Source organism: Neorhodopirellula pilleata, from assembly GCF_007859915.1.
Taxonomy (GTDB): Bacteria; Planctomycetota; Planctomycetia; order Pirellulales; family Pirellulaceae; genus Rhodopirellula; species Rhodopirellula pilleata.
Window position 1 is genome coordinate 1035333 of the sequence record NZ_SJPM01000002.1, and the last position, 22384, is coordinate 1057716.

Genomic DNA, 22384 nt, shown 5'->3' on the forward strand with positions numbered 1-22384 from the left:
GACAAATCGAGATACCAATTCGCTCGAATGACATTTGCTAGTGCTTTGTCCAACTTTAATTTTAGGATTAGCCGTTTTGGCGCTAGCGGCGTGTTGATTTAATCGTAACCCGAAGCGTCAGCGAGGGATTGATCGCCATCAAATCCTTTGTAGGTATCCCTCGCTCACGCTTCGGGTTTCGATGAGGACTAAATCAACAGCCCGCTAGCCGCGGTTCCGTCGCAAAAACCGGGGCTAGCACCCAAACGGCTAATGTCGCCAACCCTAAAGTTGAATCTAGACAAAGCACTAGTTCCTCGAATTCTACCGCAACCTTGAGAAAGGTGAAACGGCCTTCAAACACATTGCCTCACGACAGATGCACGAACGATCATCAGGAACGCGAGTTAGCCAGGAAGAACAGGAACAACACAATTAGACGGAAACAGAATTCCATTCAACGTGCAGCGTGAATCAAGAAGTTACCGATGCGATCAGTTCCGGGATCGGCCGACCGTGGTCGACGATCGGCGTCGGTCGACCGTTGAAGTCTTCGATCAAGATTTTCGATGCATCAATGCCCAAATGATGGTAAATCGTCGCCAGAAAATCACCGGGTCCGCAGCGGCGATCAATGGCATCTTCACCACGTTTGTCCGTCGCACCGATGAAACGACCGGTTTCGATGCCGCCACCCGCCCATAAATTCGAAAAGGCCCTTGGCCAGTGGTCGCGTCCGGGTTGCTTGGTTCCCGCGGCCGCGCTGGCGTTACCCGCGCCGGTACTGGGTTGATAGTTGATTTTGGGCGTGCGGCCGAACTCACCCGTGACGACGACCAAGACCCGCTTGTCGAGACCTCGTTCGTAGATATCTTCGATCAACGCGGATACCGCTTGGTCGTAGGCCTCGGCGCGGAAACGGAGCGCATCGAACACGTGATGATTCACGGCATGGTCGTCCCAATTGCTAACGCGTCCACACAACGGTCCCCGAAGACTCGTCGTCAACACGTCCACACCGGCTTCGACTAAACGACGGGCCAACAGCAATTGTTGGCCCCAGGTGTTGCGTCCGTATCGATCGCGAACTTGGTCGCTTTCACGCGAAAGATCAAATGCTTCCTTGGTCTTGGGATTGGTCAACAACGTCAATGCTTGAGACTCGAATTGATCGAGTGCTTCCATTTCGCCCTTGGCGTCAACGGCCCGCTGCAGAGTATCGAGCCTCTCTCGCAGCGAAGTCCGCCGCATCAGCCGATCCACTTCGGCTTGGTCGGAGAGGCCGATGTTGGGCACGACGAAGTTAGGCAAGTTCGGATCACCATTGACGGCAAACGGCGCATAAGCATCGCCCAAATACGCCGGGCCGTTGTACGTTGCAGGTGGGTTGACGCCGACGTAGGCGGGCAACGGGTTATCGCGAGGGCCGTCGAGCGAACGCAGATAATTAGCAACCGACATCCAATCGGGCAACCGTGGCTTGGGTTTGTCCCGAGTATCACTGTCACCGGAAAGCAACTGCATCGAACCGGCGGGATGGCCACCGGCACTCTGATACATACTGCGCAGGATTGTGAACTTGTCCGCGATCGCTGCTTGTCGCGGTAACAATTCAGTGAAATGCATCCCGGCGACTTTGGTCGGTATCGTCCCAAACGGTCCACGGTACTCGCTTGTCGCCATCGGCTTGGGATCGTAGGTGTCGATGTGCGAGCAGCCACCCGGTTGCCAAACCATGATGACGGCGGTTCGCTCCTTTCGGTTCGCGTCGTCGCTCTCGAGCGGACTGGCCGCACGCAATCGAAGCACACCTGGCAAACTCACCGAAGTGAAACCCGTCAAACCCATGCGCATAAAGTTTCGACGACGCATGGAAGCGGCGTGATCAACAGCACGCTTTTGCGAATGCGATTGGATCATGGAGATGTACCTTGTTTTGGCAACACACGGACGTGAATCGGTTTGGAAACGAAAATATCAACAATGTCTTTTGGTTTTTCTTTCGCGAAACCGTAGACAGCTACGGCACCGCCATAAAACGCAATCGTGTGATCGCCAGGTTTGGCTTTGATCGCCGCCAAATCCAAGGTGGCCACGGTTTGATCGTCGACTAACGAAAAATCAAACGCGGCGGCTCGCTCAAACTCGTCGCCGAACGTCTTGAGCGACATGTTCTTGCCCGAAAACTCGCCATGCCGAACCGCCTTGAGCGGGATGGTGAGTTTCTCTCCCTCCTGTACCTCCCAAACCTTGTCTTCGACCGGCAGGATCGAGAGCGGGGATGTTTCCATGCCGCCGACTGAAATGGGGATCTGATCGACCAATCGCGGTTCGGGGATTTCTTGCGCCGCGTTGGCGACCGGCCATTTCATCGATGCGAGCCGAAACGGGCGAACGACATCATGACCGGCGATTTTCGCTTTACCTACAATCCGCCCAAACGATAACGTGCGAACGGCATCAGGGTCGGCAGCAATCAACATGATGCCACGCGTTGCCCCCTTGGCGATCTTCAATCCCGTCGCTGTCACACCTTCGGGAAGGCTGCTCGGGTCGATCTCCAATTCGATCTCACCGTCGAACCCGTCGCGACGTACCGCCACCACTTCGATCGGTATCGTCGCGCCGCCGCGAAGCGAAATTGGTTTGCTCAGCGCGTTTCGATCTCCATTTCGCAGCCCCATATGCAGTGCCCATCCGACCAATGCAAAGTCCGGTGCCGCTTCCCGCACGACCAATCGATAGCGTGCCGTGGGATCGCTCCGCGTTCCACCAAATAGATCACTTAAACGAATCCGATAACGTCCATCCTCGGGAACAACCAGCTCGCCCAACGCGTCGGACGATCCTGCGTTGTAGGGCGGCCCGTCGTACGAATAGCCATTGGATGACCGCTTGACCGGCGAAGGGATATCGGCAAGTTCGACAACATCGACGACTTCACCCGAGTCGGTGATTCGCTGAACCACGAGGGACGGATCGGTATTCAATCCGAACCGTTCCGATGCAACTTCGACCCACCAACGTTGTCCTTTAGTGGCTTGAAACTCGAATGAGTCCACGTCGGCGGCCGGAAAGAACGTTCCGGTCAAATCGCATGGCAAAGAGATTAACTGCGACGATTCGAGGGTGTTGTTGGGCTCGACTTCGTCGTTAGATGCATGATCCGGCAAACCAGTCGGTGGCCAAGAGAATGATGCAACATGCGAAGTCGACGGTAGTCTTTCGAGCGGTTCGTCGGCCGTTCGTCGCGTGATCGCCAAACGATAAAAATACTCGGCACCGCCCTTGTAGGTTAGATCGTGAACCTTGACGAGATAAGTTCCACTCGTGGGTGCCACAAAATCGATCACGCCACCGCGCCGCTCGACGATTAAGTCACTTCCCGTTGCGTCGGCCAATGCGATGACGACGTTGGCCTTGGAATCGATTCCTTTGGCCGCACAATCGATCACGATCCGTTGGCCTTGTTCAACGACAATGGAGAAATGGCTGATCGAGCGATCTTTCAATGTCGCATTGACGATCGAATCCAGCTCTACCGCGATGGCTTGCTCTGCCGTCGTCGCGGCAACCGGGTGGGTTGTTTCGGGACGCTCGCCGACCGAGAACGCTCGCGCGGACGAGATGCCCAATCCGGCCATGACGCGGGCATCGTAAACGCCTGCGGGACAATCGTCAGCGATGCTGATCACAAACGTGTTGTCAATCAATTCGCCCTGTTCATTGACTTTGGGTACGGCAGAGATCGACGGATGCGAGAATATCAACTGATCAATGCCGTCGAGGTACTGACCGGTGATCACGACTTCGCACTGCGTCCCGACTTGGCCGCCCATTGGCATCATGGTCAACAATCGCGGTGACGGTAAACACACCGACTGAGCGGATGCCGCCGTCGGCAATAGGGCCAAACAGACACACGTGGTTAACAACCGTTTCATTAGCGGAGCCTTCATGGCGTGAGCGATGGCAAAAGGAGTATCAATGGTTAAAAAGAAATTCTTTGGTATTCATCAGTGCCCAAGACAAATCTTGAACGTTGTCTTTGAGAGCCTGTGCGGGGGCGATCGGTTTGCCTTCCTTGTCGACGCGGCTCTCGTTTAGGTAAGCCACGGCGGCACTTGACTCGTCCGAACTCGGTTCTCTTGAAAACGCAATGTGGTACAAGTGGTCAACGATCGCTTCGGGTGTGGACTTGTCTTGAATCAACCGATTGATACGTCCGTCACCGGCAGCCAATTTGGATTTGATGTCAGAGGCGTTCATCAGGTGCAAGCTTTGTGATAGTGCTCCCGACTGCACACGTTCGCACTCGCATACGCTGGTGGCTTCGGGACGTCCGAAAACTCGCAAGAACGGCGACGCAACGTTGTAGCTGTTGTCCGGCAATGCGACCGCTCGCGTACCGATCGGCAAGTTAGCAAACGAAGTTGTTGTTCCAGCCAATTGGTCGATCGCGTCGAGCATCACCTCGGCTTGCAACCGTTTAGGATAGAAATGCGAAAAATTCTGTTGATCGACCGCATTGCCCGCTTCGGGGACTGAACTGAGCTGGTATGCCTTGGATGTGGTAATCACACGGATCAGCGAACGCATATCGAAACCGCTGTCGACGAAGTGTTTTTCCAACGCCGCCAATAATTCCGGGTTGGTCGGTGGGTTGCTGTCGCGGATGTCGTCTTCCGGTTCGATCAAACCGCGACCGAAGAAGTGTTTCCAGTACCGGTTGACCAATGCCTTGGCGAAGAAAGGATTTTCCTTGGATGCCATCCAGTTCGCCAATCGCAATCGCGGGTCCTCATCGGCGGCAACGTCGCCGACCGCGTCGCCGAGTGCTTGTGGGCGGACGGCCTTACCGGTTCGCATGTTGATGCTCTCGGCGATGCCACGATTATGGAAGATCAAGTCTTCCCCGGCCGTATCGGTCGGTTTGCGTCCGATCCGGCTAAAGAACGCAGCGAGTGAATAGTAATCGTCCTGGCTCCATCGCTCGAAAGGATGATGGTGACATTGAGCGCACTGCAATCGCACGCCCAAGAACAATTGAGCGACGTCTTCGATTTGTTCTTTCGGCTCCTTGACGCGTTTGTACCAAGCCACGGGCGGGTTGGACAAAATCGTACCGGTCGCCGCGAGCAGTTCACGAACGAACTGGTCATACGGCGAACCCGCCAATAAGCTGTCGCGGACCCATGCGTGAAACGCAAAGTTAGACGTGATATCACTGGCGTCGTCGCGTCGGTTCTTTAACAGTGCGGTCCACTTGTTGGCGAAGTAGTCCGCGTAGCTCGCACTTTGCAACAACCGATCGATCGACCGCGCGCGTTTGTCCTCGCTATCGCTCACCAAAAACTCGTGTGTCTCCTGTTCGGTCGGTAAACGTCCGGCAATGTCCAACGAAACCCGACGCAAAAAAGTAGCGTCATCGCAAACCGGAGACGGCGGGATGTTCAACTCACGCAGGTTCGCAAACACCAACTCATCGACAAAGTTATTCGGTTCCGGACAGGTGACGTCTCCTTCACCCATCGGGATCGCCGCGTTGTAAACCGCAATTCGGTCTTGATAACGGACCATCACGGAAGCTCGGCCCGGTAAGTCCGACGCGGTAACAGTCCCGTCTTCGGTGACCGTGATCATGGCCGGCTGATTTGATTCAAACAACGATGTTGACGTCACGTCCTGCCGTGATCCGTCCGAAAAGACCGCGATGGATCGAAGTTCAAGTGAGTCGCCCTGCCGGATCGTTCCGAAAGCAGGCTGCAGCTCTAACGAGACCAGATCGGGATCGTCATCCAAACGATACGGCGTGCCCGAGCGGACCCATCGAAGCAACGTTTGGTAACGGTCGGAGTCTTTGTCAAACCGCACGCCGCCACCGTGGGGAACGTCACCGCATGCTTTCATCAACAGCAAGCTTTGCTCGGGCCGCAACGGGAACAGACGTCGGCCGCGTCCTTCCAAAACGAGATGCTGGTAGTCTTCTTCGGGCTCATACCCGAATAATGAAAGCTGAAAGCCGTTCTGACCGCCGCCGGCTTTGGCATGGCAGACTCCGCCGTTGCAGCCAGCCTTCGTGAGTACCGGAATGATGTCGTTGACAAAGCTAACGGGCGTCTGCTCCGTCGGTGAGGATCCGGACGACGACGTCGGCGCTACGGCGTGAACCTTCGCGACGGACCAGACGCACAAGATACCAAAGCAACAAAGGATCAGTTGTGGCGAATGCCAACGATCAAGCCAAGGCGTGCGGAACATCAAAGATCGTTCCCGGGAAGCTGGGGTAGGGGCGGGACAAGGCGGGGAGGTTGGGCAATTCGCGTCGCGAAATCGACCGGGGGAGTTCTCTGGTGGGCTGGAGAGGGAACGCCAATCTAACGTCTTCAGAAGGAGTTGTCCAACTTTTCCTTCACTTTCGCGTTCGCGCCATCGAGAGTCCGTTCGCGACATTGAGAGTCAGGGGACGACGATCAATTGGCTGCCGGAGCAGTTCGATCGGCCCACGGTTGTGCGAAGCTGTCCGAACCGGGATGATACAACGCCTCCATTTCGTCCCTCGTATCGCGTTGGTTGATGTTTCCGCTTCGTCGCCCCTCCAAAGAACCGGACATCGATTGGCCGGCACTACTCGCTCTTTTGGAAGACGACGATCGCCGCGCCACCGTTGCCCGGTTGGCACCGACCGAAGGCCGCGAAAGTTATTTAGCCGCATTGCGACGGATCGAGCCGACGATTGTTCGGGAAAGCTTGACGACGGGGCGACGCCTCGACACCGCGTCCCAGTTAGTCGGACGCCCCACCGTCGCGGTCGCCGGAATGCTTAACAGCGGCAAGACGAGTTTGGTCAGTTCGTTCTTGAGTCCGACCGGACAAGCCCGCACGCTGCGAGGCACGAGCAACCGCGAGGGAACACACCGGTTCGTCATTTGGTTGCCGCAATCCTGGCGAAAAGACGTCGAACTATGGAGCCTATTGGTCGAACGGATTGGCGAGGCGCTCGGTCAACCGCCCGAAGAACTGGCCGAAGAACCCGAGCAAGCCGCCGCCCAGTACAACAATCGCTCGGGCGATGCCTCGTTATTGTCCGTCGCGTTACTTGCCACAGACCCGGGGTTGGACGAGGCGGGAGTGGGATTGTTGGACTGCCCCGATATCGTATCGGACGAAGAACTCGGGCTCGGATCGCCCGATCAACGCAGAAAGTTGTTAGGCCGCGCAGCCACGTTATGCAGTGCTTTTTTGATCGTCACCGACGCGGCGTCTTCGCGGGACACGACATTGGCCGATCTGATGCGGATCGCTTCGGACCTGATGCCGGGCGTGCCTCGGATGCTCGCGGTCAACAAAGTCCGTCCGCGTCAAACACCTGACCAAGTTTTTGAAACATTTGAGCCGTTGTCAAAGAAGTTCGGCGTCGCGACATTGTACGCGGCTTACGACTTCGACGTGCCCGCGTCGCGTCCGTTTATCCCCCGCGAGAGCGACGATGACTCAGGTGCAGTCACTGGTGATTCGGATCGAGAACCATTGCCGGTTTTTTTTGAGGTCGCCGAGGATCCCGATTCGAACCCGCCGGCGGTGATTTCGCCGGATCGTTTTTTGACGGCGCTGCCGACTCGACTCGATCGCGGTGTTCTATTTTCCCAATTGCAACGTGCTCTGCGGATCAACCTCGAGAAAACGATCTGGGATCGTGGATTGCAAGCGATCCGCGACGATGCCGAAGCGTCCTTCGCCAAAACACGTCAGTGCCAACGGGTATTGCTGGACGCATCCTTGGAGTTCTTTGCCCATCGTAAGATCGGTGGCGAAGTGATGGAATTGCGACTGCACCAGAGCGAACGGATCATCCGGCAGCTTTCCGAATCGTTCGCCGCAACGGCACCATGGTATGCGAGGTGGGGCGTGCGTTTGAATTCAACGATCCGTCGTGTCGTCGGCGGCGCGGGTGATTTTGTTCGCAGTCTGACCCCGTCGGCACTTTCTCAAAAGACCGCCGATGAAATCAAAGGCCGTTTTCGTTCGGGCGAATACGGAGGATTGATCGCCCCGGAGGGATTGCTCGCCGAGATCAAACGGCTCGACGGTGCGGTCGTCCTGTCGCATTACCGCGACCATCGCAGCGGCGAGCCGACACCGATGAGGAGTTCGACGGCCGATGCGGAATCTGAGTCCATCGTCGTCGACTCATTGTTGATGCCGCCGATCGAGCGTGCGGTGATGCGATTTGAACAGGATGATTTTACGACGCTCGATCCACGACGACTCGACGACGCCATTCGAAACATGTGGAAGGAAATTCCCGTTCACAAGAAGATCGCCACAGGCTTGACTCCTTTGGCGGCGATCTTTGCCACGTTCGGTGCGGCGTTGATGGTTCCGATCGATTTTGGTGCAAACTTGTTTTTGGCCGCCTCGATTCCCGAACTGCTCGCGGCGGCGGGTTTGTCCACGCTCGCCGCCATGTGGGCGGGTGACCAGGGGGCTCGCGACGTCGGACAGCAGGCCGCACGGCAACAACTCGCCGACTTCCTTGCAGTGCTCTGCGACGAACTCGGCATCGCTCGCCCCGACCCACCGATGACGGTTGATGTTGGGAAAACGAAAGTCACCTTACCCGCGTCGCGAATTACTCGCAGCGAAACGAGCGGTCCGACGATCGCGGTCTATCGTGTAAGAGACGAGTTTGTCAGTGAGTTGAAAAAACTATTGCCTCGATCCACCAAGACGAAAGAATGACCCAAGAGAACAGCCATCACACTGGATCGGATTTCGTCGATCGCGTCCGCCGCGCCGCCTCGCACGTGCTCGGGTCCGGTGAAACGGGTAACGCGATCATCGATCTGTGCGATCATCACGAGCAATCCTGCCAAATGATTTTGCAGGATCGAGCCGATAACGCAACGGTCGTCGCGATCGTGGGTGCGACCGGCCAGGGTAAGTCCTGGATGACTCGGCAATTGATCCGTGACACGACGGTCGCGTCGGCGATTCGCAGTGGCAATAACCTCGACGAGGCGACCGAGAAGCTGACATGGATCGGACCACGTCCGCCCGCCGACTTGGATTCGCGGCATGAACGCTATTTGGCGTGCGATGGATCCAAAATGCAATCGATCGGAGCCCCCTACTTGATCGTCGATGCTCCCGGCGCGACGGACGATCGACGGGCGATCGCGGGGGTGGCCGAGCGGGCGTTATCGCTCGCATCGGTTTTGGTTTTGGTCGTCCGTCGTGATCAATTACGATCGCAACGTGTCACCGGATTGGCCGCCGCTTCCGAAGGCACGATCGTTATCCCCGTCGTCAACATGGCTCCGGTGCAGAAACGGGTAACCGGTAATGAAAGCGACGACGATGACCTGAATGCGGATATTGAAACGTTGGTATCACGCTTGAGAGAAACGGCACCGCAAAGCATCATCGAATCGGCCGTCGTGGTTGCGGACTTTGAAATCGATTCACGAACCGAACGCGAGATCGGCGAATCCGCCGCTGCGATGATTGCCCAGCGGGTTGAATCGGCACTGAGTGAATCAGGAGGCGGCGATCATCGACGGGGCACGCGTCTGGCGGCACTCGACGCTCGTTTCAACGCCGCAGTTGCCTCGGTTCTGCAGCGTCAACTGCCGGAGTTAACCGCCGCGATCGACCGACTCAACGCGGAAGCTCGCAAGCTTCCGACGCAAATCGCGGGCACGTTGCTCGGCGGTGCCACTCCGCTGCGGGCGGCCATTCGCAGCCGTTTGCGACTATCGCTACTCAGCGAGACGGCGGCGCTTTGGTTCCCATATCGCACGATCTTGTCTTTGTTGAACTTGACCCACGGTGCCTGGGATCGCGTCTTGCTGTCATTTTCCGGATCGATCCCTTCACTCGTCGGGGCGGTGTACACGGGTGTTCAAAACATTCGCCAGCAACATGAAACCGGCCACGATTTAAGAAACGGATTGCGTCAGCGTGCCTCGGCCGCCGTCACTGATCGCTTGGGGCCGATGGCCGCTCGTTTCCGCAGTGAACTCAATCGCATGCGATCCGGTTCGGCTTATGGCTCCCATAGTTCGTCGGATACCCAAGACATTCCGCTAGCCACCTTATCCGGAATCGATGCGTTGCAAGAACAATCGCAAGCGGCGTTCGATGAGTGCATTGATCGCGGTAGCGTCTCCGGGCGATTTGTGTTCATGACCGGATTGATCGGCACTGCGATATTCTGGTGTTTGATGGCTGGGCCTTTGGTGGCGCTTTACGAGAGTTACCTTGGAGCGAGTTTCTCGACGCTCGCCGCATTTGTGACGTCCGACGAATCTCCTGGTGGCGAAACGGCGTCGGTGGTGGAGTCGCTGGACCGGTTCCCGCGCCCTCACGCCTCGATGCTTTTGACCGGCCTATTGTTGTCGTTATTACCGACGTCGATCTTTGCCATGATCGTCTTGTCGATTTGCCAGGGTCGACGCCGAATCGATGCGATCGAAAGGTCGCTGCGAGATCGCCATGATTCGATCATTGCTGGGTTGCAATCCAGCGGCGTCTTGCGTTTGAAATGGAACGATCCGTTGTTGAGCGATGCTGAGTTCTTGCTGTCGATCGGACGCACTGGATTGACCGAACATCAGGAGTCATTGGAATGAACATGTCCGCTATTTTGACGGCACAGACGACGCCGCCACCGCAGTCGGATTCGTTGTTGCAAATCATCACCAGTGGTGGCTGGCCGGGGATTGTGATCCTGCTCGTGTTGGTGTCACTGAGTATCACGGCCTTGTATTTGGTCGTCGACCAAGTTCTTTCGTTGCAACGAAAGGACTTGCTTCCCGACGGGTTGGCGACGCAGGTGGCAAGTTGCTTGCGAGACGGGAAGGTCGCCGATGCCGAACAGCTACTGCGTCAGAAACCAAGCTTGTTAGCCGGTGTGATTTCGGTGGGCATTCACGCCCGCGAGTTCGGCTGGGCAGAGGTGGAGAAGGTGGTCGAAGACGCGTTGGTCGAACGGTCGGCCGCGATGCACCGGCGGATCGACTACTTGTCGACGATCGCCAATCTATCGCCGATGGTCGGTTTACTAGGCACGGTCACGGGAATGATCTTTGCGTTTCGTCAAGTCGCCGCGACGAGCGGTGCCGCTGGCGCGGGCGATTTGGCCGAGGGCATTTACCAAGCATTGGTCACAACCGTCGGCGGTTTAGTCGTCGCGATCCCGTCGCTCGCGGCGGTCGGCGTTTTGCGAAGCCGCGTCGACGAATTGTTAGCCGAAATCACGCAACAAGCCCAAGTCGCATTGGTCCCGTTGCGACGACGTTTGATCGCCACATCACCGGGATCGACCAAACGCTCAATACCGGTCACGCCTGGGATGGCGGTCGTCCCCGCCCAGATGCAGGGAACACGAATGAACCCGCCACCGCCGGATTCCGCCCCAGCGGTACCGGGCGATCAGTGAATGGGCAGGGCCACTGACAATCAGCAACGTGGCTCGACGGTCCTCCGTCGAGATTCACGGTGGGGACCACCGTGCCACTTTTTAGGCCAACCCTCATTTTAAATATTGACGAAGCATTAGTGGCGTGTTGATTTAATCGTAACCCGAAGCGTCAGCGAGGGATTCAACGCTATTAGATCGTCTGTATGTATCCCTCGCTCTCGCATTTTGAAGTTGCGATTCTTTCGTAACCCGAAGCGTCAGCGAGGGATAATTGATATTGACTCATCCCTCGCTCACGCTTCGGGTTACGATTAAATCAACAGCCCGCTGGCGCGTTCGGCTCACCCTGGAACTAGATTTTGACGGAGCACCAGCAAGCAACGCTGAAGGTCATCCCTTTGGTCCATAGAACGAAGTTCGATCGATGTTCAAGATGGCGGGTTCTTCGATGCCGATCTTGATGTATTGTGCCTTAGTACCGGCGGGCAGGTCGAAATCCCAGACAGGCTTGACTTGCTCACTCTTCCAAACCTGACGCCATTGCTTTCCGTCGTCGCTGACCCACATCGTCAATCCTGTGGCTCGGTCGTGGAACTGCTTTTCGCCTCGATTGTGGATTTGGCCTTGGACGAGTTCTTTGGGTTCGTTCAACCGGATGATGACGGCTTGATTGGGCATGTTCGCCGTCGGTGAATGAACGGCAAAATCCCATTTGCGAGCTCCCTCACCGCTCATCAAATGTTCCGCCTCGGAGTTGTATTGGGCCGGCCAATGGTTGGGAATGTACACCATCGAATCACGGGACACTTCGATCAAATCGCCTTTGGTTCGCAAAGGGAAATCGAGATTGGGGTTCGTCGCGACCCAGTTACCGGTCAAGAACGCGAGCAGATCCAGGAATTCGCTCGGGGCGATCGTTTCGGTTAAGCCTTCGGGCATACTGCTCGCCTTCATCGGCTTTTGGACTTCGATTTCTTCCTTTTCGATCTCCTTGATCTTTCCGTCGGCGACACCCAAACGGATCATCTCGTCGGTTTCCGCCAGAACGAAACCGTTGATGACTTCGCCGTCATAGGTCAGCACCATGACGGTTTCGTATCCCTTGGAAATTTCTTCGTTGGGCCACACGATTGAACGAATAATGTGTTCTTTGTTCATTCGTTCACCGAGGTTGGTCAACTCCGGTCCAAACTCTTTGCCCAAGTCACCGTACTTGTGACAGGCTGAACAAACCCGTTCAAAAACTTTCGCTCCCGCTTGATTATCCCCACGACCGGCGGCGACGATTTTTTGGAGGGCGACTTCTTGGTCGGCTTTCTTGGCGTCGACGTCGGCGAGCGTCTTCAACGGCCGATAGACCTCCGCTCCCGGACCGGTGGCAATCTTGTACTCTCTCAAATACAACGCCGCAGCGGGATCGAGTGATGCGATCGCGGCCTGTTGTTCGGGCGAATCGCCGTCCCAGTGGGCGGTCAGCGCGTTGAGTGAATGCTCCATGACGTATGCAGTCCATTTGTCTTGCGGCTTCCCGACATTGGCGAGTGCCAAAGGCAACGCAGCCGGGTGATCCATCAAACTCGCTGCTCGCATGACTTCCAATCGGACGCGAGGATGTTCATCATCAGCGGCCGCCGCCAAGAGTTTCAACAGCGGCATGTCGGTCGACAACTTGATCTCGTTGGATTGGTTGGCTTGTTCATTTCCGGTCAGGAAACGCCACTCGTTACCAAGTACATTCACTGCGGCGGCACGTTGCGCGAAATCGCCAGCGGCGATGATCTCCGACGCCAACCCCAGGTCGACTTGATGGAAGGATTCTTGGACCCACAAGGCTTCCAACTGGGCGGCCACATCGCGTTGACCGGCCAACCATGTTCCGATGGCGGAAAAGACTTCGTCGGCACTGCGGGCACGCAATTCTCGGCGAACTCGATAGCGGGTTCGCGGCTCAAAAACGGTTAGCTGGTCCAGCAGTTCGGGTACCGTCTTTCCGGCTTGTGTGTTGACGTCGTTGAGATCGTGATCTTTGTGGCGTAGACGATAGATGCGCCCGTGTTCATGATCGCGATTGGGATCACGTTGTGAATATTGCATGTGTCCGATCAAGGCATTGCACCAATCACCGAACCACAACGCACCATCGGGGCCGATCTTCGGATCGACCGGACGGAAGAACATGTCGGTGCTGGTCAGCAGGTCGCCGACGCGTTCTCCGGCGGGGCCTGCGGAATCTTCTGGATCGCGGATTTCAAATGCGGGCATGCCGTGCATGTTGATCACGCAAGCGAATATCAATTGATTGTGATAATCCTCAGGGAACTGACGCGTGCGGAGGATTTCGTTGCCTGCCGCCGGGCGGATGCCGTGGTTGTTGAAGATCGGGTCCAAACTCTTGCGCGACTGCACGTCGCCGCCTGACAACGCGTTGACCCAATGGTGTTGGGCATTAGTGCCGTCGCCGATGATTCCGTTGCCGTGCCGGTCAAATACCAAACACCAAGGGTTGTATTGGCCGGGCGTTTTGAAATGCCCGATTCGCAGACTCTCGAGATCCCAGACATAGCTGCCCGACGCACCGTTCTTGCGTATCGGTCCCCAGGGTGTCTCCAACGTGGTGCTCATGGCGATGCCTTCAAGCATATTGAGACGTCCGCCGTTGGAATATTCCCAGGCTCCCATCGCGTGGTGCGTGTCGTCGGTCGCAATTCCATCAAGCAGATGGGTGACTTCGTCGGCTCGGTCGTCACCGTCGGTATCACGCAAAAACAAGATGTGCGGCTCGTCGACGACTAACACACCGTCCTTGTAAAACTCGAACCCGGTCGGACAAATCAACTCGTCATAAAACGGCGTGCATCGGTCCGCTTTACCATCGTCGTCGGTATCTTCAAAGATCAGCAATCGGTCGCTCGGACGACTCTTGCCGGGCAACCACTGCGGATAGTTCACCATACACGAAACCCATAGTCGTCCCTTGGAATCAAACGCAATTTGGGTCGGGTTGGCTAGCTCCGGGAAATCCTTTTCCGAGGCAAAGCACTGCACCTCGAATCCGTCGGGAACGGTCATCTGCGCGATCGACTCGTCCGGTGTCGGATAGTTCAAGGTCGTCGGCTCTCGCATCTTCCGAAAACCATCGTCGCGGGAACCGAACATGGTTTCGGGAATGAAAACTTCACCGGTTTTGGAATCGTCAATCTTTGGCTCAGCCTGTCGGTCGGCCGCGAGATCCCAGATCGCTTGATCACGAACGGCAACCATATTGCGAATCTTTTTGTACTCGCCGGGAAACGTTTCCGTGTCCCACGTTCGGCGTCCGCCGTAGACGTACCAACCATTGAGCATGCGGTAGTCTTGCTGGTGCAACCACGCTTTGTCCCGGACGACCTCTCGAATCGTCTCAAATCGCTCGGCACCTACTTTGGGACCGGGGCCTTCGAATAATTGCGAGTCAATCAACAGCGAAACTGCTTCGTCTCCGGCTTCATTGAGATGCATCCCGTTGACGGTGTACTGGAGCCCCGGTTGTTCGGCGAACAGTTTGTTCGTCGCGTCGAACACGTCAGCGACCGCGATCGCGCGGTCCTTTCCGAGTTGCTTAACGACTTCGGCGTACGCGGCCAAGTTGCGGTTTTCGTCGACACCGTCGGGCTGCAACGGATTTTCGCTGACCTCGAATGCGATCGGCGTTACCAAAACGACGGTCAAGGATCGCTGCGGTGTCGAAAGCTGCTCACTCATCTTGTCGAGATAGTTCTCGTAGTCTTTTCGAAATCGAGCCAACGCTTCGGGGGAATCGCCATCAAAGGATTCGTTCATGCCAAAGAAACAAATCAGCAACTGCGGCGAATAGACCGCGAACGGATCGTCAATCGTGGTGTAATTGCCAGGTCGTTGTCGAACGGCGACCGAGTCAGCCGGCCAGCTAAAATTGCGGATTCGCAGCGGCGCGTCGGTCGTTCGCAAGTGCATCATCGTTTCGAGATGACCGAATAAACTGAGTCGTTGGCCGGTCCCATTACCGACAAACGCAACGCGAGTTTCTGCGGGAAGACTCAACGATGTGGCCGCAATTCCGGGAAGCGGCAGCAAGCATGCCAAGGCCAGCACGACGGGTCCGAAAACAACTTGTGGAATTTTTTTCAACGATGCTGGGGCAGCAGTAAAGTGAAGCGATTTCATAGGAATCGGCGGTTTTCCCAAATTTGGGGGGGAACATGCGGCGGGTGAGAAACGGGCCAAACGCGGGTGTTGGGAACGGAATTCGCGTCATCTCGATCCGGATCATTAGTCTAGCGGATTGGGTGCCATCATGGCAGTCGTTATGAAAGGGAAAAAGGTTCAAACATGTTTGCCCGCTTGTTGCTAGCTTTCATTATCATTCCGTTCGTTGAACTTGTGTTGTTGTTGCGGATGGCGGATGCGACGAGCTGGATGACCACGCTCAGCATCGTAATCGTCACCGGCTTGATCGGATCGTACTTGGCCCGCCGTGAGGGTCTTGCCGCGATCGGAAGATTCCGCGCGGCGTTAGCTGAAGGCCGCATGCCCGGTCGCGAGATCCAAGACGGGCTGATGATCGCGTTTGCAGCGGCCTTGCTCCTCACGCCAGGGTTGCTGACCGACGCCCTGGGCTTTGTTCTGTTGACGCCGATGGGGCGAACGCATATCGGCGGCTTCCTAAGACGCCGATACGGAGGCAAGTTTCAAGTTCATACGCACGGATTCGGGACAAGTGACTCCACCGAGTCAACACTCCCGCCCCGGTCGCGTCATGAAAACGGCAATTATACGGTCGACTCACCAAGTTATGGACCGAAACAATCGTCGACTTCTTGAGACGGAGCCATCGAGTTGATATCCCAAGTGATCGATTCGCACTGAACGTCCAAAGCGATGGGGTGATTTTGAATCGCGAATAGTCGTTGTGTGATGTTCTCACTTACCATTCGGCGGATACCGACATAGGACGTCGTTAAACGAGGATTGATTTCGATGACGCAGTCCTGTGCCGGATCATTGCCAGCGATCCAGTCCATGCCAACGAACCCGGCGGGTTTTCCAGGCATCGATTCGATCACACGTGTTGCGAGTGCCTGAGCCCGCAATTGAAACTCGTGGGAGACCGGACCGGAACCACCTTGATAGCTCAGACACGATTCCGCCATCTCGTCATGATTCGATCGAATGTTTTGCCATACTGCTGGCAGAAACGTGCAGCAGTGATCGGCCTGACAGGCAACGATCGAGACCGACGCCGGTTGCCCCACAACCCATCGCTGAGTGATCTCGTGCGGCGACATGGAACGGAGAGCTTGATCCAAGTCTGTGTAGGAACGCATGTCGAGAGCACCGCATCCGTCCCGAGGTTTGACAACGAAACCGTCCGTCACCAAACGAGCCAGCGTTGATCGCGGATGCGATCGAACCGGCAAATGAGAATCCGGCTCGATCGCCCAAGTCTCGGGGTGGGGGATCCCTTCACGGTGCAGCCATTTTGCCGTTTGCCACTTGTCACTTGTTAACCGCAAGGCTGCATTACTAACCGCAAGCACTTCAATTCCTGCGGCCCGCAACTGAGTGACCGCCTGGATGAGTAGATGATCCGTCTCGGGAACAATTAGAACAGCCGCATCAGAACGCTTCGCGGCGTCAATCCAGTCATGCCAAGGCAACGCATCAAGCGGCATCGGAACCGCCGTCACATTACGATTTGGAAGCGTCAGCGAGAGACGCGGATCGATCGGCGTAACGACGTTACCCCAAGCGGAGAGATCGTCGATCAACGCTCGCCACATCGCAGCCCCCTCGCAGAACAGGGACTTGGGGATTCGTTCGACCGGCGTGTCGAACATCCCACCGCCACACAAAAATTCAGCCACAAATAGAGTCTTCATTGCATCCCCGCGTGCTTGAGGTGAGTGGGTTGTGGGGAGGGTTGGCATCGAAATTGCTTCAAGAAGGTTTAAGGTGTCTGCCTTTCAGGTTACGACACTTTTCATCCAACCCAAAGGTACCAACGTGTCTGAAACCACCAACGACAAACATGGAATTCGTGAAGCGATTACTGATAAAAACGAAAAACTAGGTGAAAACGCCCCGGGTGCCCCCTTCATGGTTGTGGGGCTGAGCTACATCACGATCCTGGCAATCCTGTGCCTGGTGATCGCAGCTGTGCTTTACTTCATCCGATAATACCCCCGCATCGAGCGTAAGGAAACATCATGGACACGACTCCCCAAATTGAGGCCATCTTGGACAAGCTTGCTGACCACTGCTGCGCGGTGATCAATCAAGATGAAACCTATGACGCCACTCAAGTGAACAAGTTGGTCACCAGTCTTTCGGTAAACGGTTGGCGACGTCACTCCGATACCGCCTCCCCGCTATCGGTGACACTTAAGAACCGAATGAAGGATCGCTGCCGAGAACCATCCATACACCGGGGAGGCCTGCTCGATGGCATGGTAGAAAAAGTTCAGGCCGCTTATGACGATGTAGCTCGATACGATTCGTCGTCGCCTGAAACCCAAAATGAGCCACACAGCATCAGCCCTCAGACGATGATCCGCGAATCACCCCGCTAACTAGCCGGAACGAATACCACTGGATTAATGTTGACTCGTTTCTTGTCGTTTTCGATACGAGACAAAACGATGCACTGGACCGCGCGGAGAGTATTCGTCAGACGCCTGATCACCGGCCCGACCACTCAACTCCAACTGCCCGGCGATCAAGTTGATGGATTCAATAATCAGCGGGCTCAGCAAGTACTTATCGTCATCATGAGGGATGGTCACCAATGCGATCGGCCCTCGTTCGGTAAAGTCCCATCGCACATCCAAGTTCCCCAAGGCAGCTTCTTTGCTGATCTTCCGAACAAACGGCTCCAGAGGCAACGGAAGAGACCCGGCCTTCAAGTCTGAAAGTGCGATCGCGATCAAATTGGGTTCCTCGGTCATCTCGACACTTAAACGGCACGAGACAATCATATCCCAGCGACTGGAGGCGTACCGCGCCGCTGCGAGCAGTTGCCCATTTTCCAGTGCAATGGCAGGCTCGCTAACGCCATGAACGACCAATCGTTCGAAACGGCCCGGCAATTCCTCTTGTAACCACGCATTGATTTGCTCTTCCGAGAATGACGCGTTCCAATAGAAATTTTTCTTGGCATCCTTCTGCGCTTGACGAACGTCGTGGCGAAGTGCGGTTCGTGCGACCTTGCCCACATCGCCGGATTGATTTCGAGCTCGCTTGTAAAACTCAGGCACATGGTGGGCTTGCGACCATGCCCACCAGGCTGCACCGCCCCCCGCGACCGCCAAGACAAGCAAAACACCAATGACTTGACGCACCCATCGAACAACAGGTGATCCTTCAGCGGGTGATCCTACAGCGGATAATCCTTTGTGATGCTTCATCATTCAATCCGGAGTGAAGGGAATGGCGATACACGAGCAGTCGTTTCGAAGCCCGCAGAGCACGTCGGCGGGCGATCTTCGAGAAGGTCCTATTTTGGCAGCCAACAATGTACCGAACTTGGGCCGCGTATGCATGTCAATTTAAAACCGCAGCGGGGATGGCAACCACCCTCGGATGCGTCGTGAGATGGAGGGTGGTTCTTTCGATGCCGCATTCGCACTGCCATCTGCACGCTCAACGGCACCGGAATCGACCTCGGATCGCTCGGGGCTGTTCGGCATCGTGTTTGAACCCGATGGGTTGGTCGAAGATGTGGGGATATCGGTTTCTCGCTGCGGCGCCCACGCGGATCGAGGAAGCGACGGAGGTTCATACATAAATCGTCCAAGTTTGCTCGCGTTGGACATCTCTGAAGGCTTACCCGGCACCTCCGCGATTTGAGAACCAGAGCTTGCACGCAATGAACTGAGCGATTGATGATTGGGGGCCTGATGATTGGGGGCCTGATGATTGGCAACACGCAAGAGTTCGCCCGCCCAGTAGTTGTTCAATAGCCTTGCCGCCGGTGCCAAATCGGAATGCTGCAGCCCGTTCACCGCTAGATACGCCAGGCTTTGTAGCTCAGTTCGTTCGGCTTGGCTTGCGAAATAGTCGGTCACGACGACATCATCCACCCAAATCCGCGAAGTCGAATAGTTGTCAATCGTCAGTCGCAAATTGGTATCCTGGGAAGCGTCCAGGTCGAGCCATTGCAGGGCGATGGTCCCGGGTTGCCACTGACCGTCGTTTGGAATCTCCAAGGTCGCCACTTGTCGAATCGGATGTCCGTTTCGCTCGCCCTCGATTGCGACCCGAATCACGCTCGGTTCATTCGGATCTGTGGTGAATCCAGTTTTCTTGCGCGCTTGTGGATCTTCAGGTTGAGGACTCTCGGCCGAATCGGATTGTGACGGTTCGCCACGGAGCGCCATTGAGACGCCTAGCCGACCGGTCTCCGGTGGATAAAGATCACGACTGATTAACCACGTCGTCGAACCTCTTGAATCCTTCCCCTCCAAACGAACGGCAGACGTGCCGGAGTATCTTGTTTGACGATCCAAAGCGACCGCGTCGACGGGATGTTGGGAATGCATCCACCCGGCAATGCCCATCGAGGATGCGGCTTCGAAACCACCGTTGGTTAGAAGGTTTCGAAAGGTCAGTAAACTAGGCCTAGCGGCTTCACCTCCGTCCGAAACCAAGCGACCGGCATCGGTGCCGAGCTGCTCGGTCGCCATGCTGCTTGCTAGCGAATCCTGCTCCGAACCGCCGGCCGAGTTCAACTTAGTCGTCGCCAAATTTGCCTCAACTGACGATCCGCTACTGACGGCGCGGCCGAGCCCCCAGCGATCGGCGGACCAAATCGACGAACCCCAGCCGGCTGATTTCGACGTTTCGGCAAGTCGCCTTTGCGCTTCCGCGTTAGCCTCGATTCGATCACCCCTTCGGTTTGATGATGGATACTGCCCAGCGAGCTGTTCGCCGGGAGTCCTCCTCAAACTAGCGAGTTCCCCGAGCAGACCCATGTGCTCGACAATCATGGTTACATCCCGAGTCACTTCGGCGATCTTTTCAGCACCGCCTTGGATTCGACTGCCGAACGTAAGCAAGCGAGATAACTCATGTTCGGTTTGACAGACGATCATTCCCATCGGTGGAATAGTCGTCGTGGAACCTAGCATCGAAACGGCCGGACGGGTTAAACGCATCCGTTCCAATTGGGAGGAACCGGTTTTAGGGACGCTGGAGCCGTTGGCCGTTATGCTGTTCCATTGATCATTCCACTGCACTAAATTCGCTAGAGGTAGTGTCAGCGTCATCGTCCAGGGTGTTTGATTCAAACAAACAAAAGTCGATTGCGAACCCAAACGACATTGACGAACATGAACCAACCGGTCGCCGCTTGTGGATTCGAGCCAGTGCGAATCGGCAGTCCAGAGATGACGCCAAATGAAGATCGCTTCTTCGACGGAACCATGCTCCGGCAAAACTTCGCTGCTGATGAGGCTCTCGTCGATGACGAGCCCCGCGATTGAACGTTCCTGGATCGCTGCTGGTACACGCACGACCCAGTGCGACCAATCTCGCAACCAAGTCTTGGTCGCAAAGCCTTCTTCGATATTTTCAAGTGGTGACGGCGGAAGCGATGCTTGAGCAGGTGTTGTGGGAGAAGGCGGTGTTCGGGCCGGCGCGACATCTTGTATGCCAAACCAGACAAAGTCGGAATCATTTGATTGACTCATGTCCGTTCGAAATCGTCCACGCAACGTGGTGGCGGGCGAACGTCGATAGTCGGCCACCGAGTGGGTCCTCGATTCAGGGTCAACGAGCTTGACGGGTGTAAGTCCATTCGAAGCCACTCCCCCTTCCATCGTTTCGGGCGTTTCCCCTCCATCGGATACCTGTGCAACAAAACGCCAAACCGGTAACCCGAGCACATCACATTTGGCAATTAGATATTGCTCTTCGATCTTGCTCGTTTGCTCGAAAGCGGACGTTGCTGGGGATTCGATCGGACTGAGTATCACCCCATCGGTCGACAGTTCTGCGATACGATTGATTCGTTCGTCGATCGATGCCAATCGCCCCGCCCACCCGTGCGCGGCCGAAACGTTTTCAGCCGATCCACTGCCGCGAATCCAAGCTAACGGAGCCAACGCACCTTCAGCCAAACGACTGCGATCGCGTGCGTCACCAGGGGCGGTCGAATTGCTAATCCAATTGCCTGATTGATTTGAATCGTCGTTCCATCGAACTAAGACCCTAGGCGGCTTGTTCGAATCACCAGTCCCTGTGTCGTTCGCCTGTGCTGACGCCGCTCTCGAGTCAGCCGACGGCAAGACAATCAGTGGCCACGACTTCGTCTCGGGAGTTCCGGTTGGGCGGCTTACACTCTCCCAAGCAAGGAAACCGAGCCATTTGCGATGTGGAGCCGCCATTGACAGCTCAAGCTGATAGACGCCCGGAGAAAGAGCGATCTGCGAACGACCTCGGTAGGTGAAACTGTCGACATCAAGCTCAAGGGCAACCGTTTCAATGACTTGGCCTGTCGGTATCGAAATGATCTCAATGCTGCGGGATTCAGTCGGCACCTGGCCGAGTGGCGTTTGAACGGTCGCGTCTGAATTTGGGAAAAACTTCTCGTCGCGCAAAACCCACTCAATCGGTTGGCCATGAGGTGTCGCTGCGATCGGCTGAGAGGGTTCGGCCGCCATCGAATGCTCGACGACCAACGACTGTGCGACCACCAGTGGCTGAGGCAATGCGGGATGAAAACCTGAGTTTCCCACGATCAGCAGAAAAAACACGAGCCGAACGAGCCGGAAGCATTTCTTCCGGCACAACGAATAATCCTGAGTGAAATTGTATTGAGTCACGGTTGAGAAGTCGCTTGCCCGTCCTGGGCAGTGAGAGTGACACGATCGAACAAGCTTACCGTAGCCAGAATCACACGGTGGTCACAAGATGTTTTGCCAGCCAATTCAGAAACGGGCTCATTACTTTAAGCTCCCAATCGAC

General features: G+C 56.1%; 13 protein-coding genes. 6 read left to right on the forward strand and 7 right to left on the reverse strand.

Annotation, left to right across the window (positions count from 1 at the left end; all coding sequences use genetic code 11):
• Positions 1–453 precede the first annotated feature (453 nt).
• Genes Pla100_RS08895 through Pla100_RS08905 form a run of 3 tightly spaced genes read right to left on the reverse strand, consistent with a single transcriptional unit; the run spans position 454 to position 6240 of the window.
• A complete protein-coding gene (locus Pla100_RS08895; protein ID WP_231602862.1) occupies positions 454–1899 on the reverse strand; it encodes a DUF1501 domain-containing protein in 1446 nt (481 codons plus the stop codon).
• Entirely contained in the window at positions 1896–3923 is a 2028-nt protein-coding gene (locus tag Pla100_RS08900; RefSeq protein ID WP_197167786.1) for a serine protease, read from the reverse strand. The genes Pla100_RS08895 and Pla100_RS08900 overlap by 4 nt, the downstream gene beginning before the upstream one ends.
• A 40-nt stretch (positions 3924–3963) precedes the next feature.
• Positions 3964–6240 carry a DUF1549 and DUF1553 domain-containing protein gene (locus Pla100_RS08905; protein ID WP_146577265.1) on the reverse strand — a complete coding sequence of 759 codons (2277 nt, stop codon included), beginning with the start codon at positions 6238–6240 and terminating at the stop codon, positions 3964–3966.
• 315 nt (positions 6241–6555) lie between these two features.
• On the opposite strand from Pla100_RS08905, the gene Pla100_RS08910 reads away from it, so the two are divergent.
• Genes Pla100_RS08910 through Pla100_RS08920 form a run of 3 tightly spaced genes read left to right on the forward strand, consistent with a single transcriptional unit; the run spans position 6556 to position 11422 of the window.
• The gene (locus Pla100_RS08910; protein WP_146577266.1) at positions 6556–8721 is read left to right on the forward strand and encodes a hypothetical protein; all 2166 of its coding nucleotides are present in this window, start codon (positions 6556–6558) and stop codon (positions 8719–8721) included.
• Complete coding sequence (locus Pla100_RS08915) at positions 8718–10613, forward strand: hypothetical protein (RefSeq protein WP_146577267.1); 1896 nt, start codon at positions 8718–8720, stop codon at positions 10611–10613. Before Pla100_RS08910 ends, Pla100_RS08915 begins: the two co-directional genes overlap by 4 nt.
• A 2-nt stretch (positions 10614–10615) precedes the next feature.
• The gene (locus Pla100_RS08920) at positions 10616–11422 is read left to right on the forward strand and encodes a MotA/TolQ/ExbB proton channel family protein (protein WP_231602863.1); all 807 of its coding nucleotides are present in this window, start codon (positions 10616–10618) and stop codon (positions 11420–11422) included.
• A gap of 372 nt (positions 11423–11794) precedes the next feature.
• Here the strand turns inward: Pla100_RS08920 and Pla100_RS08925 are convergent, their stop codons facing one another.
• Positions 11795–15586 carry a PVC-type heme-binding CxxCH protein gene (locus tag Pla100_RS08925; protein WP_146577269.1) on the reverse strand — a complete coding sequence of 1264 codons (3792 nt, stop codon included), beginning with the start codon at positions 15584–15586 and terminating at the stop codon, positions 11795–11797.
• Between the two features lie 165 nt (positions 15587–15751).
• Between Pla100_RS08925 and Pla100_RS08930 the strand changes: the two genes are divergently transcribed.
• Positions 15752–16243 (forward strand): FxsA family protein, encoded by a 492-nt coding sequence (locus Pla100_RS08930; RefSeq protein WP_146577270.1) that lies wholly within the window; start codon positions 15752–15754, stop codon positions 16241–16243.
• Here the strand turns inward: Pla100_RS08930 and Pla100_RS08935 are convergent.
• A complete protein-coding gene (locus tag Pla100_RS08935; RefSeq protein WP_197167787.1) occupies positions 16213–17301 on the reverse strand; it encodes an ATP-grasp domain-containing protein in 1089 nt (362 codons plus the stop codon). The genes Pla100_RS08930 and Pla100_RS08935 overlap by 31 nt on opposite strands.
• A 73-nt stretch (positions 17302–17374) precedes the next feature.
• On the opposite strand from Pla100_RS08935, the gene Pla100_RS08940 reads away from it, so the two are divergent.
• Together Pla100_RS08940 and Pla100_RS08945 are read left to right on the forward strand one after the other, a co-directional pair.
• On the forward strand, positions 17375–17599 hold the full coding sequence (locus Pla100_RS08940) for a hypothetical protein (protein ID WP_146577272.1): 225 nt from the start codon (positions 17375–17377) through the stop codon (positions 17597–17599).
• A 29-nt stretch (positions 17600–17628) separates the two neighbouring features.
• Positions 17629–17991 carry a hypothetical protein gene (locus tag Pla100_RS08945; protein ID WP_146577273.1) on the forward strand — a complete coding sequence of 121 codons (363 nt, stop codon included), beginning with the start codon at positions 17629–17631 and terminating at the stop codon, positions 17989–17991.
• 24 nt (positions 17992–18015) lie between these two features.
• Here Pla100_RS08945 and Pla100_RS08950 read toward each other — a convergent pair whose 3' ends face one another.
• Both Pla100_RS08950 and Pla100_RS08955 read right to left on the reverse strand, forming a co-directional pair.
• Positions 18016–18828, reverse strand: a complete 813-nt coding sequence (locus Pla100_RS08950) for a hypothetical protein (protein WP_231602864.1) — start codon at positions 18826–18828, stop codon at positions 18016–18018.
• A 138-nt stretch (positions 18829–18966) separates the two neighbouring features.
• A complete protein-coding gene (locus Pla100_RS08955) occupies positions 18967–22173 on the reverse strand; it encodes a hypothetical protein (RefSeq protein WP_146577274.1) in 3207 nt (1068 codons plus the stop codon).
• Positions 22174–22384 lie beyond the last annotated feature (211 nt).